This is a genomic window from Mucilaginibacter sabulilitoris (assembly GCF_034262375.1).
Lineage (GTDB): Bacteria > Bacteroidota > Bacteroidia > Sphingobacteriales > Sphingobacteriaceae > Mucilaginibacter > Mucilaginibacter sabulilitoris.
The window spans coordinates 2,826,288-2,843,218 of the sequence record NZ_CP139558.1; the positions used below are offsets into that span (position 1 = coordinate 2,826,288).

The window sequence follows — 16,931 nt, forward strand, 5'->3', positions numbered from 1 at the left end:
TAAATTTTAAACCATGAATGATACCATGTTTGCGCGGGAATTTGCCAAAGAACTGGAGTCCGAGTTACCTGCCACGCTAAAATGCCTGGAACGCATCCCTCCCGAATTATTTGGCTGGAAACCGCATGAAAAATCTATGGAACTGGGTTACCTGGCGTTGCTTTGCGCCGAAATTCCACAATGGATAATTCATATTATCAGGCAACCCGAAATTGATTTCGCCACGTACCAGCACAACACAGCTTCTAAAACACAGGATTTAGTTGACCATTTTAAAAACAATGTGGCCGGGGCTAAAGAAGCACTTTTAAATGTTAAAGAAGGTGCTTTGGCCGAAACTTTTTATTTGAAGGCCAACGGCCAGGAATTGCTAAAATCGTCTAAGAGGGAGCAGGTAGAAATGTGTATTAACCACATGGTACATCATCGTGGGCAACTTACGGTGTATATGCGGTTGAATGATATTGCTGTTCCGTCTATCTATGGACCTTCGGCAGATGATAAGAGTTTTATGAGTTAGCATTAGGTATTATAATAATTGGATCTATCAAAAAAATCAGCCTAATGCTTTATTTTGCTGAAGTTTTTGAACGCCTGAATTAATGAGCCAGTTTGACCCTTTTATAGCACATGTACAAAAAAAAATAGCTTTGTCTGATGAGGAGCTAACCGAACTTATTGCGGCATTTACGCCGGTTAAAAGATTAGGCAGACCAGAAGAAATAGCTGCAGCCGCGCTTTATCTGGCCTCAGTCGATTCGGCCTTTATGATTAGTGCCGAACTTTTGCTCGACGGCAGTATCCGGTCATTATAATTAATAACTCAATCTGGAATGACAGAGGTTACTCTGTTATTCCAGTTAATTTGGAGACAATACTATCAACATGACACTATGATAAAAGCGAACGCAGGCTGTTCGGTTTTGATACAATTACAGGTGGTGATTTATTGTAAATACTTAATAACCAATTTATTATAAACTGGCATTGGTATTGAACCTAATCTTTTAGTTAATCGCTTTTCAGCCTTAATTAATTGCAGCCATTATGATCAGGAATTACTTCAAAACCGCCGTCCGTACCCTTTTGAAAAACAAAGGCTTTACGGTATTAAATGTTTTAGGCTTATCTGTGGGCCTGGCAACCTGTTTACTCATTGTATTTTATGTGGTTGATGAATTAAGTTACGACCACTACAATACCAAAGCCGACCGGATATACCGTATAACGGAAGAGGTAAAACTGAACGGCCGCGAGGGCTCTTATGCCAGTACAGAAGCGCCGTTGCTCAACGCTTTAAAGGATTTTCCTGAAATAGAAAAATCAACAAGGTTAATGCCTACATCGGCCCTTTTTTGGTCGGCCCAGAAATATTCTGTAAAAAAAGGCAACGAAAATATACAGGAAAAGAAAATAGTTTTTGCCGAGTCGGGTTTGTTTGACGTTTTTACATTGCCTATGATTGACGGAAACCCGGCGACCTCCTTAAACGAACCACATTCAGTCGTAATTACCGAAAGTGCTGCCATGAAGTATTTTAAGAAGATAGATGTGGTAGGACAAACCTTAACATTTAATGATACCAGTACTTATAAGGTTACAGGCGTAATAAAAAATATCCCTTCACAATCGCATTTTAATTATGATTTCTTTCTGTCTTTTTCCTCCTTACCTGAAAGCCATGTTACCAGCTGGGGGTATAGTGGCATGCGTAACTATTTGCTACTGAAACCCGGCGCGAATATTAAAAAACTGGAGACTCAGATCCAGAAAATGTCAATTAAAAATTCCTATTCTCCATCGGCCTGGAACTCTGGCGATAATTATTTGAGGGTGGTCTTAAAACCATTGCTCGATATTCATTTACGGTCTGATAGTCAATATGAACTTAGTAAAAACGGCAATATTCAGTATGTATACATATTTTCAGTTATTGCCATATTTATATTGCTTATAGCTTGTGTTAATTTCATGAACCTTTCTACCGCGCGCTCATCAAACCGTGCCCGTGAGGTTGGGGTACGCAAGGTACTGGGTTCTGCCCGTAAAAACCTCATTGCCCAGTTTTTGATGGAGTCGACATTGGTGACATTCGTTTCAACCGTCATAGCGGTAGTTTTGGCCTGGGCGTTAATGCCTTTGTTTAATCAAATGTCGGGGAAGGAACTCATTTTTTCCCTGCAATCCATCTCCTGGTTAATGCCTTCATTATTAGTTATCATCCTGGTTGTTGGTTTCGTGGCTGGCTCATATCCGGCTTTTTACTTGTCGGCATTTCAACCTATCGAAGTATTAAAGGGTAAATTGTCAACTGGTTTTAAGAGCAGTTTTCTCCGGAGTTTCCTGGTTGTATTCCAGTTTTCTATTTCCATTTTTCTGATTATCGGAACAATTGTTATTTATAACCAGCTTAATTATATCCAAAATAAAAGCCTGGGTTTTGATCGTAACCAGGTGCTGATTATTAAAAATACTACTGCATTAGGTAAACAAGCCAACGTGTTAAAGCAGGAATTGAAACAATTGCCGGGTGTGGTAAACACTACTATGACATCATATCTGCCAACAGGCGATGACCGGAATATCACCGGCTTATTTCCTGATCGTGTTATTGATATTAAAAAGGATATGCTTGCAGAATTTTGGTCTGTTGACGAAGATTATATCAGCACCATGGGCATAAAAATGGTTGCCGGTCGCAACTTTTCCAAACAAATGGCAGCCGATACTGCGGCGATAATTGTTAATGAGGCTTTTGTTCATAAAATGGGAGTAAAGGATCCGCTTAACAAAACGGTTTACCGTGATACCTATGGCATACAACCATTTCTTATTGTAGGGGTAATGAAAGATTTTAATTTCTCATCGTTGCGCGATAAGATAACACCGGTTGTTTTAACGTACGCGCCCGATAATGGGGCTATCAGCGTACGCATACATACGGCCGACGTAAACGGTTTGATGGCGCAGATTGAGCAAAAATGGAAAAGCTTTTCGCCCAATCAGCAATTTGCCTATTCCTTTATGGACCAGGATTTTGATGCCACCTACCGGTCTGAGCAGCGAGTGGGACAAATATTTATTTCATTTAGTACCCTGGCCATTGTCATTGCCTGTTTGGGGTTGTTTGGTCTGGCCGCTTATGCCGCCGAGCAGCGTAATAAAGAGATTGGTATTCGTAAAGTTTTGGGCGCCAGTGTTTCGGCCATAGTGGGTATGTTATCCATGGATTTTATCAAGCTGGTGTTTATTTCTATACTCATAGCCTCACCACTTGCCTGGTATGCCATGCAAAAATGGCTGCAGGATTTTGCTTACCGGGTTAATATGCATTGGTGGACCTTGGCCACAGCCGGTTTGGTTGCCATATTTATAGCTTTCATAACCATCAGTTTTCAGTCGATAAAAGCAGCTTTATCAAATCCGGTAAAAAGTTTAAGGAGCGAATAAATAGTTGTAATCCAATCTGTAACTATTTATCTTTAAATAGCGTCTTTTATTAAAACAATCGGATTATGAAAAGAAAAGTCTTTATTCTATTGGCATCGGCTATTTGCATGGTGACCTTAAATACGTTTGCTCAAAGCGGCCAAAGCAGATCGGTATCGGGTTTTACCAGTATTGAATCTGGTGGCCCCTTTAATGTGCATATTAAGATCAACGGAACGGAAAGTGTTCGGCTCGATATAGATGATGATGTGGTTAACGATGTAAGAACCGAGGTTGTCAACGGCTCGCTGCAAATAGGCTTTAAGAACCGCTTTTCGTTTCACCGTAATATTAAAAGGGGCGATATTTATATCACTGCGAAATCTCTCAGCGCACTTTCAAACAGTGGTTCTGGTAATATGGAGCTTGATGGCGTTTTAAGTGGCAGCAGCGTTAAAGTGATACTAAGTGGATCAGGCAATATCAGGGCTGCGCTTAAATCAAGCGCACTGGAAACCAGGATCAGCGGATCTGGCGGGATAGACCTGAAAGGCAGCACCGGCGATACCGAAGTTAGAATATCCGGTTCGGGAGAAGTAAATGCTAAAGACCTAACCGCCGAGACGGTGACCGCGAGCGTAACCGGATCTGGTGGTGTTAACATCCGGGCCAATAAAACGGTTTCTGCACGTATCACGGGTTCCGGAGGTGTGTCATACTCGGGCAGCGCCACCATCGCCGAAACAAGATATACCGGCTCGGGTAGGGTTAATAAAGTGGACTAATGCATTATATTCAACCAATACACAAAAAAGCCTTCAGTACTTGAAGGCTTTTTTATTTTTCTGTCGGAGGTATTCATAAGCTCAACCCTCGTCAATCAGTGATCGTAACTGATAACCCGCGTAATTTTCCACTCGTTGTTTTTGTATTGCCACACGTGCAGAAATTTTAAAAGCCTTCCCGGCCTTAACCATTACAATTTTGTTTAATAATTGTAAGACCAATGATTACCAAAATCCAACATTAAGCTTTTAGGACATACGTAAAATTACGCATAAAATAAGGTGTTTTTACTAAACTGTAAATCAGTTAATTATGTATCTTTATTTTATATAATACAGGTTTTACCTCCTTATTAAATTATAAGCCTTATGATGTTATTATACAGCCGCCTTAAAGGTCACTGCCGTAAACTCCTATTGGCATCGGCCATAACCCTTACATTAAACAGTTGTTATACCACCAGGGTTGCTACACAGGCCCAACCCGGCTCCGAGGTTTCAAGCCGAACCGTTAACTCCTTTTTCTGGGGAATAATCCAAAGTCCTAAAAGGGTGAACACACCAATTTGCGATTCGCTGAATGTTAACGGGCTGGCCGAGGTAACAGTGCGGAATAATTTTGGTTATTCGCTTATCACAGTTATTACGCTGGGGATCTGGAGCCCAACCCGCGTAGAGTGGAAATGCGGCAAGCCTTGCCAAAAAGTAGGAACCCTATAAAATAAGCAGCAGATGAAAGTAATTAAAACAGGAGATAAGACCTGGGAAAACCGGCATGAAATATTTGTAGAGGATATTAATGACCTGTATGAGTTAGCCAATGAGGATAACCTGGATGCTATGGATGGGTATAACGACGCTACCAGCGGGCTGCAGCAAATTATAGCTGATGCCATAGCTGCCAATACACCGTTACGAGCGTTGGGTGCAGGCTGGTCATGGATGAGGATAGCAACCGTGAATAAGGGCATAATGCTTGATACCAAACCCCTTAATACCGTATTTGATATTACCGCTGCCAGTGTTTCGCCTGCATATTCGGGTGATCCGGCACACCTGATCTTTGCACAAAGTGGTAACGGTATATGGGAACTGAACAAACATTTAAGGCAAAAAGGTCAGTCATTAAAAACTTCGGGCGCCAGTAACGGCCAAACCATTGCCGGAGCTTTTAGTACAGGTACCCACGGTGCGGCGTTTGACTTTGGCGCCACGCAGGATTTTATTGTGGGTATTCATCTCATAGTAGGAACCAACAGGCATGTATGGCTCGAACGAAAATCGGTCCCGGTAGTTTCCCAAACCTTTATTGACCGGTTAAAAACAGAACTGATTCAGGACGATGATCTGTTTAATGCCGCACTTATTGGGTTTGGAAGCTTTGGTATTATTCATGGTGTAATGATTGAAACGGAAGACCTGTTTTTGCTGGAAACTTACCTGAGGAGAATGCCTTATGACGATTCGCTGAGGGCTATCATGAATACCCTTGATTTTAGCAATGCCAACCTGCCTTGTGGTAACGAACGTCCTTTCCATTTTTCGGTTTACCTTAATCCGTATGATATGGATAAGGGCGCGTATGTCACTACCATGTATAAACGTCCTTATGCCGATGGATACCAGCCACCGGTTGAAAATGTGAACGGAATTGGTCCGGGAGATGATGCGCCAACCTTTATTGGTGCGGTAACGGAGGCTGTACCCGCTTTGGTTCCGCTAATGGTTAACAAAGTGCTTGGGGCCAGTATAACGCCTTATGAAAAGCAGTTTGGTACCCTGGGAGAAATTTTTAATAATACCACGCTGCGTGGTAAGTTGTTAAGTGCGGCTGTGGGCATTCCTCTTGAGCAGGTTACCCGGGTGGCCGACCTGATGCTGGAGATAAATGACACCATCGGGCCGTTTACTGGCTTGTTTTCATTCAGGTTTGTGAAGCAAACTAAGGCGACGCTGGGCTTTACCCGCTTTGAGCACACCTGTGTAATGGAGCTGGATGGAGCTTTCTCTGATCGTACTTATGCTTATTACACTAAAGTTTGGCAAAAACTGGAGGATGAACAAATTCCTTTCACTTTTCATTGGGGTAAGGTAAATGAATTATCTCCCGAAAGATTAGCAAATATGTATGGTCCTGCAGTTGATTCGTGGATAGCGGCCCGCAACAAACTGCTCGATGCGGATAGTATGCGTGTTTTTACCAATCCAATTATACAACAATGGGGCTTAGACAAAGTGATCGTTTAAGAGCTACAAAAACGCATTTAACAATGGTGTTCTCGTATTGCCTGATGAGGTTGTGGATCGTAGCTGTGTTGAGTTTTGCAACCCTGTTAAGCCGGGCACAAACACCCGATCAGATCATCACTCAATTAAGAGAGGTAAACAATAAGGTTACCAGTGCACCTTGTAACAGCGGGGAAGGTATGCTCATATCAAACAAGGCGATGAATATTTTCTTATCAAACAAGATAAGTTCTTATCTTTCAGATGGTACCGATCTGTCACTATATAAAAATTATGTGAATCTGAACGCGTCCGAAGGCCGTCTTTCTATCAGTCATAATTTTCATCAGCCAGTTGATTCCGACGATTATGTAAGGGGCTTTATAGTTATCAGTGCAAGGGTAAATGTTGCCAATACATATGCCGCACGCTTCTCCAATAAATACTTTAATAACCAGCTGGGGTTTACGCTGCAAAAAACGTGGATGGGTAAGCCAGTTACCCGTTATAACTCATGCGGTACTCAGAAACAGGCTATGGATGCTAAGAGGGCCATACTATTACATAGTCTTGAAACAGAACTGAAAAGGAAAGCCGCAGATTATGAACTTGCGCTGGACGCTGTTAATCAAACAGAAATACCGGGACAGGATATCGGCACAGCCAAAAACACACTACGGCGTGACTTTTACGCAGCGCTTCGCGCAGAATACTTCCGGAAATTTTCAGAAGCTCAGTCAGACCTACTGGTAGAAACCGATAATTACAGCCTGATAACCGACAACTGGACAACATTTGGTGTTTATTTGTCGGTGATACCACAAAAGTTTCAGGTAAGTACCGAACCCAATACTACAATTACCCAGCGGCATAATTACCCGGCCGAAGTTTTTTTAAGTCATACCCGCTTTTTTGAAAGCCCAAAGGTTGGGCGAGTTTTTTTCACGCTAAGCGGTAAGGGCTTTATTAACAACGCTGTGCAAAGTGGCGCCCTTTACCAGGCAGATGTAAGCGGCCCAACGACTATTAATAACGAAACAGATGTGATAGCGGTTAATAAAGGCAATCGTTTTATTGGCAGTTACAGGAACTTTTTTACGCCGGTAGTGGCAGGTAAATTAGTATATATTCCGGGTAATTCGCATGTGGGCGTGAGCTTCCGAATGGAGAAAAATTTTGGCAGTTATCATGCGCTTAATTCCATAATAGGGGTACCCATTGTTTTGATTGACAGGAGAGGGGTACCGGCTATTAACTTTGAATGCCAGCTGTTACTTTCAGATATGGGCAATTCTACTATTACAAATCAGCTTCCCGGCAACAAAACATCCGTAGGATTAACCGTTGGCATCCCATTCAGCAAAATTGTTTATTAGGGGTTGATTTTATGGGATCAGCAACTTGTGAAAAGCGGTACTATCGCCTTTAAAAATATTAAAGTCAACCTTTTGACTAATGCCGTTTATGCGGGCCTTATCCGAGTGTTGCCAAAACTGCCAGTTGGTTTTACTACTTATATTTAATACGGGTTGATAATAATGGGCTATCCATAAGGTATAATCATCAAAATATCCCTGCAGATAGTCCTGGTAAAAGCTGATATTGGTATAAATAATAGGTTTTACCCCGGTTTTATTTTCTATATACGTAACAAAAGAGGATAACTGCTCGCGCATTTTGGCAGGCGAAGTTTTATAAAGCTGCTCCACATCAACCACCATGGGCAAATCGCCTTTTTCAACTTTTACGGTTTGCAAAAAGAACCGGGCCTGCCACAGGCCGCTTTTATGTGGCAAAAAAAAATGATATGCTCCGCAGATAATACCGGCCTTGGGTGCCTCGCGCCAATTACGTTGAAAGTAGGGGTCCATGCTTAAAACGCCCTCGGTAGCTTTTATAAAGGCAAAAGTGATATGCACCCCATCGTCATTCATAGCCTTTACCTTTTGCCAGTTTATCTTACCCTGATAGGACGAAACATCAATACCGTGAATAGTATAGCCCGATGGGATACGTACGTTAAAGTTTTTATATGTGCGGTATTTGGTATCCTGACCGATGTCTAAAATCCAGCGCCAGGTTGCGCTAAAGCTTCTTAACACATACCCATAATAAAAAGGCGAAAGCAGTATCAGCAATAAACCGGCAATAGCAATTCTCCAGTAAACAGCAGTGGTTTGCTCCTTTTTCTTTTGAGCTGCGGTTTTTCTTTTAGCGGGTGCTTTTGCTTTTTGCGGCACTTTATCTTTTTTAGCAGGTACAGGTGGTTTTTTAACAGGAGGCGGCACGGCACAAACTTACAAAATTGCAGGTATGCATCTGCAATTGGGGTTATAATATATTATGAGGATTGTTTTTAAAATGGGTTATTTTTAACTGAAACATCTGCGCCATTTTCCCTGCCCGCCACTTGGCTTCGTCCGCTTTGTCACCGGTAAATAAGTCATCAACAGTAGCAGAAAATAAGTTGAGCCAGGTATCAAAATGTTCAGCATCAACCGGTAGCTGTGCATGAGGTGGAAAAGGGGCGCCGTTATAGGTATACTCTTCCAGCAAAACGGTTTGCCAAAAACGGTACATTTTTTCCAGATGCGGAAGCCAATGCCCGCCTAAACGCTCATTAAAAATGGGAGCCAACAGGTGGTTAATAGCTACTTTATTGTAAAAAGTATCTACCAGCAACTTAATGTCGTCCAGAGTGGATATGTCTTGTTTATGGCCCATGTTTATCTTTTACAAAGTTGGGGCTTTTAAATGGTATTTATTTAATGACTGCGTAATTTTTAAGAATAGGGGGTGATATAAGGTTATCCTTAAAATGACATTCTGTTAATAATGATCTCCGTATATTTGTAAGGTAAACTTACAAGTTTACTTGATTATTTAACAATGGAAAAAGATATCCTATTGGCTTCAGAGCTCCGTACCGTAGTAACCAGACTAATTAAAAAATTGCGCAAACAGTCGTCAATGGCGAGTCAGTTATCGCTTACAGAACGGTCGACGGTAGCTTTGTTAGATCAGCATGGCGAATTGCTGCCCAATGAACTTGCCGCTATGGAGAAGATCACCACGCAAAGCATGTCGCAAATACTCAATAAGCTGTTATTGCTCGGGTTTATAAACCGGCGCATATCTGAAATTGATAAGCGCAAGGCCATCATCAGTCTGTCAGATGCCGGCCGGGCCGTGTTATACCAAGTGCGTAACGAGCGCGACGAGTGGCTGAATAAAGCATTGGACGCTACCTGCACAGCAGAAGAAAAAGTACTGCTTAAAAAAGCTATAGGACCTTTAACCAAATTAGTTGATTTTGATTGAACCCCGCCACAGGAGGGGAAGATAAGTAATGAATATAAACACATTTAATGCTTTTAAAAGCCGCAACTACCGGCTTTATTTTGCCGGGCAATCCGTATCGCTCATAGGAACCTGGATGCAGAAAACCGCTGTAAGCTGGGTGGTTTACTCGCTCACACACTCGCAGTTTATGCTGGGTGTTACTTTATTCGCCAGTTTGTTCCCTTCGTTTTTATTTTCTTTTGTAGGTGGCGTTGTTGCCGACAGGTATAATCGTTTCCGGTTATTGCTGGCTACCCAGGCGGCCTCAATGATACAAGCGGTATTACTTACCGCGCTGGTATTCTGGGGGCATTATGTGGTATGGGAAATCATTGCGCTGAGCGCCATTTTGGGTGTTATTAACGCTTTTGATGTACCGGCCAGGCAATCGTTGGTATATGAGATGGTGAATAGTAAAGCCGACCTGCCAAATGCCCTCGCGCTCAATTCATCAATGGTTAACCTATCGCGTCTTATCGGGCCCGGTATAGCAGGATTAGTACTCGAGAAATTTGGTGATACCGTGTGTTTCGGGGCCAATGCGTTAAGCTTTATAGCTGTAATAGGCTCATTGCTGATGATGAGGCTTCCAAAAACCGACTCTAAAAAACACGATAAAAACATCTTTTTCGAGTTAAAAGAAGGTTTTACCTATATCAGTAAAACGCCCTCTATTAAAGTTGTGCTGATTATGCTGGCCATGATCAGTTTAATGGTACTGCCTTTTAGTACGTTGATACCGGTATATGCCAAGGACATTTTTAAAGGGACTGCGTCAACCTTTGGGGTGATTGATAGCGTGATAGGTCTGGGTGCATTTTCGGGAGCTATATTCCTGGCCTCGCTAAAACCGGGGCGCAATCTGAAAAAAATACTGGCTATTAATACCCTGATTTTTGGCGGCGGACTGGTTCTTTTTTCGCACATGCCCAGCTACCCACTGGCGCTGGTATTTGCAGCCATTACCGGTTTCGGGATGATGTCGCAGATTACCATCAGTAATACACTCATTCAAACCACGGTTGCTCCGGAGATGCGCGGAAGAGTGATCAGCTTTTATGCCATGGCTTTTTTTGGAATGCAGCCACTTGGCGGTTTGCTGGTTGGGTCGGTTTCACAATGGATAGGAACTCCCGATACGGTGATGGCCGAAGGTGCGGTGGCTTTGTTGATAGGCTTACTGCATTTCCGGTTCCTGCGTAAACGCAAACTGAAAAAAGTAACAGCCCCAACTTTAGAACAACAGCCTATAAATACACTTGCTTAAGAAAAATAAAAAACTATGATAACTACATTAGATGAAAAAACAGCCCTTGTATTAATTGATCTGCAGAATATGGTAGTGCAGTTGCCATTAGCGCATCCGGTAGATGCGGTGATAGCAAACTCTGCTAAATTGCTGGCCGCTTTCCGCGCGGCTGAATTACCAGTAGTGATTGTAAATGTTAATCCGATAGGTTCTGCGGCGTCAAAAACGCGTAAGGATTCTAATAACAGGTCTTCGGGTGAAGCTTTACCAAAAGAAGCGCTCGAAATAACTCCGGAAATAAAAGTTGAGGACGGCGATATTTTTATAACCAAGCAAACCTGGGGCGCTTTTTACCAAACCCAATTGCATAATGAACTGCAGGAAAAAGGCATAACCGGCATAGTACTGGCCGGAATTGCAACCAGCATAGGCGTTGAGGGAACTGCCCGCTCGGCCAATGAGTTCGGTTATAATATCGCTTTTGCCAGCGATGCCATGACCGATTTGTTTCTCGACGCGCATACTAATAGCTTTAAATACATTTTCCCGCGTTTGGGAGAAGTTGGGACCACCGATGACATTATTGAAAAGTTAATGAAGTAATTTTGAAATAAAACGGCGTTGGTGTTACTTATAAATCACGGCGCCGTTTTAATGTTATATACTATTTTGTTGAGGCACCATTAGTATTTGGCGCAAGTTCAAAATGGAACAGGTCTTTCATGAAATTATAATTACCTCCCCAAGTTAGGCCCAGCTTAACCCCCATTTCTCCTAGTTTTTTAAGATCCTCGGTGTCATCCCAAACAATTTTACCATCACGGTATGGTACCAGGTCAAACGCAAGGCCTTTACTGTGCGAGCTATAAGCTCCTTTGAGCTTGGTAAGTCCGGCTTTATATAGCGAGTCTTGTAAAGCCGGCGACCTGTATCCTGAAGTAATTACCGTATTGATGCCCGCATCTTTTGCCTGGGCAATTAATTTTTTAGCTAATTGCGCCACCTCAGGCTGCAAACCAACCATCGCCTCATTGTTTTTAGTTATAATGTCAAACAAGGCTTTGTTTGCAGCATCCTGCACTTTTTTCGGAGCTTTTGTTGATTTACCGAGCGCTGTAACCGTGTTTATTATTTTTTCCTTATCTGTTTTGGATGCATTGGGACTTGTGGCCAGTGCTGCAATTTTATTGGTAGCTGAAACTCTTTGGGCTTCTGGAGCATCAGCCTTGAAAGCCAGCGCTATATAATTATTAATGATGCTTTCGCCCTTGTTTTCACTTTTTGAACCGGACTGGCTGTTTTTATAAGCTTGCAGGATTTCGCGGGCAGTCTTTTTTTCTGATGAATCTTTGCTTGATAGTTTTGAAGAAAGGCTAATTAATGTTTGCAGTTCGGTGGCCTGTTTCTGTGCCTGGGCCTGGCTTTCTTTTTCGCGACGATCATAAACCATAGTGTAAGTTAAGCCTACAATAGCAATGAGTACACTTGAAATAAAGGAAGATATAATTCCAAATTTGTCCCAGGCATCCTTGCCCGAATTGTCTTTTTCGAGCAGTTTATCTAATTTCTTTGAAATCGCATCAATCTGACTATCCGAGGTTTGATCTGGATCAGCGCCTTTTTTATTTTCAGATTTTCCGGTATCCATTTGTGATGTCAGCTATAGCATTGTAATTACTTCGCTTTCTCATAAAAATTCTCAACGGCTTCCAGCGATTGCTTTTGATATTGAAGAGGAGAGCATCCGGCAAATTCGTTAAATGAGCGTATAAAATGTGACTGGTCGGCGTATTCGTTTTCATAGGCCAGATCGGTAAGTTTATCATGCCTGCCAAACCGCAGTTCGTTTAACGATGCCTGGAAACGCGAGATGCGTGAAAACAACTTCGGCGAAACCCCCACATATTGCTTGAATTTGCGTTCAAAGCTCCGTTCGGAGAGTTGCAGCTCTGTTTGAAGATCCTTCATGGCAATACTACCCTTTGACTGTATAATACGTGTTATGGCAAATTGCATGGCTTTATCTTCGTGGCGGTTGTTCCGCATCAGCATAAAAAACAGGTAAGATGATAACAGTTCTATCTGCTCTGGTATGGTACCGGCATCGGCTATCTGTTCGGATAGTAAAAAGCCATCGCGTTTTGCCTCCTGGTCAAGGCAGGTACAGCCATCTGTCAGTTCTTCGGCATCGTAGCCAAATATGGTTTTAATGGCGTTGGGGTAAAAGCAGATACCAATGGTACTAAAAGCTCCGCCAAAATGAATTTCGGCATGTCGTGTGGCCTGGCCGTATAAAAAAATATGTGGTAATTTTTTTCCGTATTGGTACATGGCACCCTTTTCGGGCGATTGGAATATTAAACCCGGGGCCCCCTCGGCAATTGTACGGAATGACCGGGAAGGGATTTGCGTATCTCCGCTTTCCAGTGTCCAAAAGTATTGGATATAGTCTTTTAAATAATCGGGTGGCGGTATCTGACGGTATTCCATTTGGTATCCTCCTCCATGTTTTACTTTGGCAGCCATACAAATATAAAAAATATATCATATTATGTATCAGGTAATAACATCTTGGAGTAATGCAAAAAAGCGCCTTTCTGAGATTCAGAAAGGCGCTTTTTTGTCGCGGATGTTTTAGTTACAGCGTAGCCATATCAATCACAAACCTGTATCGTACGTCGCCTTTCAACATTCGTGCGTACGAAGCGGTAATATCTTTCATATCAATCATTTCTATATCAGAAACAATGTTGTGCTCGGCGCAAAAATCAAGCATTTCCTGAGTTTCAGGAATGCCTCCTATGCCTGAGCCTGCAACGCTTTTACGACCACCTAACAATGCAAATGGGTGAATAGAATATGGTTCTGACGGAACACCAACGCAAATATGAATACCATTTGTTCTTAATAACGACAGGTACAAATTCATATCATGCTCGGCAGAAACAGTATCAAGGATAAAATCAAATGAACCTTTAACGGCTTCAACCTGTGCCGGATCTGATGTTACCACAAAATGATGTGCGCCTAATTCTTTTGCGGCTGCTTCTTTTGATGCTGAGGTGCTTAAAACAGTTACTTCGGCACCAAAGGCTACTCCAAATTTTACGCCCATGTGGCCCAGACCACCCAGACCTAAAACGGCCAGTTTGTGCCCTTTGCCCACTTTCCAGTGACGTAATGGTGAGTAAGTGGTAATACCAGCGCAAAGCAATGGCGCGGTAGCGGCCAATGGTAATTTGTCTGAAATGTGCAGTACAAACTCTTCACGAACTACTATAGTGTTTGAGTAGCCGCCATAAGTTGGTACCCCGTCCTTACCACGGCCGTTATATGTTTGCACGTTACCTTCAAGGCAGTATTGCTCCAGTCCGTCTTTGCAGTTTTCGCAAACTTGGCATGAGTCTACCATACAACCTACACCGGCAAGCTCATCAACCTTAAATTTCTTAACATGGTCGCCTACCTTTATTACTTTACCTACTATCTCGTGACCCGGAACCATTGGGAATATTCCAGGGAACCAGTCATTTTTTATTTGGTGTAAGTCTGAGTGACAAACACCACAGTATAATATTTCCAGTTGAACATCATGCGGTCCAACTTCCCTGCGTTCAAAATCCCAGGGCGCTAAGTCTGTTTCAGCTGTTTGGGCTGCGTATCCTTTGGCTTGTATCATGTTTTTATTGGTTTTTGTTTTCGTTAAACAAATTTATAACGGACAGCTTAAAGAACAGCTAAACGTTTCAAAGCAAAAATTATACTTTTCAAAGAGTTTTACGCAAAGCCATTGGTGTGAGGCCTGTGTGTTTTTTAAAAAAGTTGTTAAAGTACGATGCATAATCAAATCCGAGGCTACTGGCTATTTCCGTCACACTCCAGTCAGTATGGCTTAATAGTGATTTTGCTTCGGCCAAAACCCTGTCGTTGATATGTGCTGTGGTCGATCTGCCGGTAACCTCGCGCACGGCGGCATTTAAATGATTTACGTGCACGGCTAACCTGTCGGCATAATCGCTGGCCTTTTTTAGCGCAAGGGTATACTGCGGCGAATCAACCGGAAATTGTTTTTCCAGCAAGCCTAAAAACAGCCTGGCTATACGCGACGCTGCTTTTTGAGGGGTAAAATAAGCCACGGCAGGCTGCATCTTAATAGCCTCATGTATCAGGAGGTTAAGGTGATTGCGGATAAGCTCATATTTATACACATATTCGCTATCGAGCTCCTGCTGCATGCGTATAAAAATGCTTTTGAGATAATTGGTTTGTGCCTCATCAAGCAAATAAACAGGGTCGCCGCCGGCTTTAAACAGGTTTGATTCTTCCAGACTTTCCATGCGGTTGCCGGCTTGCAAAAACTCGTTGGTAAATACGCAAAAATACCCTGACGACTGGTCAAAGTCGCCATCCCAGGAATAAGGAACCAGCGGATTGGTAAATACCAGCGCCGGCTTATTGATCTCGATTCCCCGGTTTGCATAAAGTAACTGGCTATTGCCATTTAATATTAAAGTGATCTTATAAAAATCGCGACGATTATAGGCGCTGAGGCTGCAATTATTTGAACGTGTTTCGGCTACCCTGAACTGAACGGGCTGTGTAGTTATATTTTCTAAATAATCATTGTTGATTTCGGCTATTTTTAACCCTTCCATGCTCAAAGTTAAACATTTCAAAGAAAAAAATGCTTAGATGTACAATGCCTCCCTGTTGCTGCTGCCAAGTGTTCGCTGCAATATGTTATTGGTTTTGTAATTCCCTTACTTCTGCATAGCCACCGAGCTCATAAATGGGGCAGGAGGCAGCAATTTGAGTGGCTTGGTCAAGGTCATCAGCCTTTAACAGCAGGAATCCACCAACAATTTCTTCTCCTACCTGGTGCATACCTTTGGTTATAACAGTACCGTCACCAGTAATTAAACGCCCCTCCAATGTTAATGAGTTTCCGCCGGCCAGATTACCTGCTGAACCCCATTTGTTTAGCCATGTGGTCCAGTTTTTACGATGGACACTTATTTCTTCCTCGGTATGATCATCTAACCTTCCGTCCGGCTCCCTGAACAACACAATGTAATTTTTCATGTTTATTTTTTTTTCTACAAGAATAAAACGAAATCGATATAAATACAATGGTTTATTAAATAATTGTATATTTGTTTATGCAACCATTAGTTGAATTAATTACCTCCTGGCAAGCGTATACCGAGCAATTTCCCGACGCCAGTGTTGAAGGTTTTTGTTATAGCTATCTGTTAAATGTTAAAAAACAAAGCCAGCATACCGATTTGCAGCTTGCCGCACAGTTGGGTAAAGCCAACAGTATATTTAAAACGTATTACAAACTTGTGCTGCGCCAAATGCCGGGTATTGAGCTGGACTGGTATTATTTTTTGGATATTATAGGAACGAAGCATGAACTCAGAAAAACCGATATTGTTAGTTTTACTTTGCTATTGGAGCCTACAACGGGTATTGATATTTTAAACAGGATGCTCAAAGCAGGTTTAATTAGCGAAAGGGTAGATCCTGCTGATAAAAGGGCACGTTTAATAAAGCTTACCACTCAGGGCAATGCTCTTTTGATACGCTTAAATTTACTATTTGGTCAGATTGCTACCCTGGTACTATCATCAGTTTATGCTGATGATAAAGCCGTTATTTCCCTGGCATTATCCAAGCTTGTTCATGAGCAAACCCCAATGGTAACAGCTAAGAGCGGTAAAGGGATTGAAAGCATAGAACAGGTTATAAAACAACTGTCAGAGAAATCAAGATAGCTAAAATCGCACCGGGTAAAAATTTTATAAATGACACTGTCCTGACTTTTTATCCAAATCAGTTAAAAGATTATTTTTCAAATCGCTTGCATTACTTGTATCATACCTGTTACATTTAGGGAA

At 42.2% G+C, this 16,931-nt stretch carries 18 protein-coding genes; 11 read left to right on the forward strand and 7 right to left on the reverse strand.

All coding sequences use genetic code 11. From position 1 onward, the window contains the following. Positions 1-13 precede the first annotated feature (13 nt). From SNE25_RS12150 to SNE25_RS12180, 7 genes are all read left to right on the forward strand, one after another. Entirely contained in the window at positions 14-520 is a 507-nt protein-coding gene (locus SNE25_RS12150; RefSeq protein WP_321565369.1) for a DinB family protein, read from the forward strand. Between the two features lie 82 nt (positions 521-602). Beyond that, entirely contained in the window at positions 603-815 is a 213-nt protein-coding gene (locus SNE25_RS12155) for an SDR family oxidoreductase (protein WP_321565370.1), read from the forward strand. 232 nt (positions 816-1,047) lie between these two features. Further along, a complete protein-coding gene (locus SNE25_RS12160) occupies positions 1,048-3,450 on the forward strand; it encodes an ABC transporter permease (RefSeq protein ID WP_321565371.1) in 2,403 nt (800 codons plus the stop codon). Between the two features lie 65 nt (positions 3,451-3,515). Next, positions 3,516-4,214: a head GIN domain-containing protein gene (locus SNE25_RS12165; RefSeq protein WP_321565372.1), complete on the forward strand. Its 699-nt coding sequence runs from the start codon at positions 3,516-3,518 to the stop codon at positions 4,212-4,214. 369 nt (positions 4,215-4,583) lie between these two features. Then, positions 4,584-4,934: a Bor/Iss family lipoprotein gene (locus tag SNE25_RS12170; RefSeq protein WP_321565373.1), complete on the forward strand. Its 351-nt coding sequence runs from the start codon at positions 4,584-4,586 to the stop codon at positions 4,932-4,934. Positions 4,935-4,946: 12 nt separating this feature from the next. Then, positions 4,947-6,461 carry an FAD-binding protein gene (locus SNE25_RS12175; RefSeq protein ID WP_321565374.1) on the forward strand — a complete coding sequence of 505 codons (1,515 nt, stop codon included), beginning with the start codon at positions 4,947-4,949 and terminating at the stop codon, positions 6,459-6,461. Next, on the forward strand, positions 6,434-7,816 hold the full coding sequence (locus tag SNE25_RS12180; RefSeq protein ID WP_321565375.1) for a hypothetical protein: 1,383 nt from the start codon (positions 6,434-6,436) through the stop codon (positions 7,814-7,816). The genes SNE25_RS12175 and SNE25_RS12180 overlap by 28 nt, the downstream gene beginning before the upstream one ends. Positions 7,817-7,825: 9 nt before the next feature. Here the strand turns inward: SNE25_RS12180 and SNE25_RS12185 are convergent, their stop codons facing one another. Both SNE25_RS12185 and SNE25_RS12190 read right to left on the reverse strand, forming a co-directional pair. Beyond that, positions 7,826-8,728: a glycoside hydrolase family 25 protein gene (locus tag SNE25_RS12185; RefSeq protein WP_321565376.1), complete on the reverse strand. Its 903-nt coding sequence runs from the start codon at positions 8,726-8,728 to the stop codon at positions 7,826-7,828. A 43-nt stretch (positions 8,729-8,771) separates the two neighbouring features. Further along, positions 8,772-9,164, reverse strand: coding sequence for a group III truncated hemoglobin (locus SNE25_RS12190; protein ID WP_321565377.1), 393 nt, complete (start codon positions 9,162-9,164; stop codon positions 8,772-8,774). A gap of 165 nt (positions 9,165-9,329) precedes the next feature. Here SNE25_RS12190 and SNE25_RS12195 point away from each other — a divergent pair, with 165 nt between their 5' ends. Genes SNE25_RS12195 through SNE25_RS12205 form a run of 3 tightly spaced genes read left to right on the forward strand, consistent with a single transcriptional unit; the run spans position 9,330 to position 11,634 of the window. Then, the gene (locus SNE25_RS12195; protein ID WP_321565378.1) at positions 9,330-9,761 is read left to right on the forward strand and encodes a MarR family winged helix-turn-helix transcriptional regulator; all 432 of its coding nucleotides are present in this window, start codon (positions 9,330-9,332) and stop codon (positions 9,759-9,761) included. 28 nt (positions 9,762-9,789) lie between these two features. Next, positions 9,790-11,049 carry an MFS transporter gene (locus SNE25_RS12200; RefSeq protein ID WP_321565379.1) on the forward strand — a complete coding sequence of 420 codons (1,260 nt, stop codon included), beginning with the start codon at positions 9,790-9,792 and terminating at the stop codon, positions 11,047-11,049. Between the two features lie 15 nt (positions 11,050-11,064). Beyond that, on the forward strand, positions 11,065-11,634 hold the full coding sequence (locus SNE25_RS12205) for an isochorismatase family protein (protein WP_321565380.1): 570 nt from the start codon (positions 11,065-11,067) through the stop codon (positions 11,632-11,634). Positions 11,635-11,695: 61 nt separating this feature from the next. Here the strand turns inward: SNE25_RS12205 and SNE25_RS12210 are convergent, their stop codons facing one another. The 5 genes from SNE25_RS12210 to SNE25_RS12230 all read right to left on the reverse strand — a co-directional run bounded on the left by SNE25_RS12210 (position 11,696) and on the right by SNE25_RS12230 (position 16,113). Next, the gene (locus tag SNE25_RS12210; RefSeq protein WP_321565381.1) at positions 11,696-12,679 is read right to left on the reverse strand and encodes a M15 family metallopeptidase; all 984 of its coding nucleotides are present in this window, start codon (positions 12,677-12,679) and stop codon (positions 11,696-11,698) included. A gap of 26 nt (positions 12,680-12,705) precedes the next feature. Further along, on the reverse strand, positions 12,706-13,557 hold the full coding sequence (locus tag SNE25_RS12215) for a helix-turn-helix domain-containing protein (RefSeq protein ID WP_321565382.1): 852 nt from the start codon (positions 13,555-13,557) through the stop codon (positions 12,706-12,708). 112 nt (positions 13,558-13,669) lie between these two features. Continuing rightward, on the reverse strand, positions 13,670-14,710 hold the full coding sequence (locus SNE25_RS12220; RefSeq protein ID WP_321565383.1) for an NAD(P)-dependent alcohol dehydrogenase: 1,041 nt from the start codon (positions 14,708-14,710) through the stop codon (positions 13,670-13,672). A gap of 88 nt (positions 14,711-14,798) precedes the next feature. Continuing rightward, positions 14,799-15,686 (reverse strand): helix-turn-helix domain-containing protein, encoded by an 888-nt coding sequence (locus SNE25_RS12225; RefSeq protein ID WP_321565384.1) that lies wholly within the window; start codon positions 15,684-15,686, stop codon positions 14,799-14,801. Between the two features lie 85 nt (positions 15,687-15,771). Beyond that, positions 15,772-16,113, reverse strand: a complete 342-nt coding sequence (locus SNE25_RS12230) for a YciI family protein (RefSeq protein ID WP_321565385.1) — start codon at positions 16,111-16,113, stop codon at positions 15,772-15,774. Between the two features lie 77 nt (positions 16,114-16,190). Here SNE25_RS12230 and SNE25_RS12235 point away from each other — a divergent pair, with 77 nt between their 5' ends. Next, positions 16,191-16,808 (forward strand): MarR family winged helix-turn-helix transcriptional regulator, encoded by a 618-nt coding sequence (locus SNE25_RS12235; RefSeq protein ID WP_321565386.1) that lies wholly within the window; start codon positions 16,191-16,193, stop codon positions 16,806-16,808. Positions 16,809-16,931: the final 123 nt, after the last annotated feature.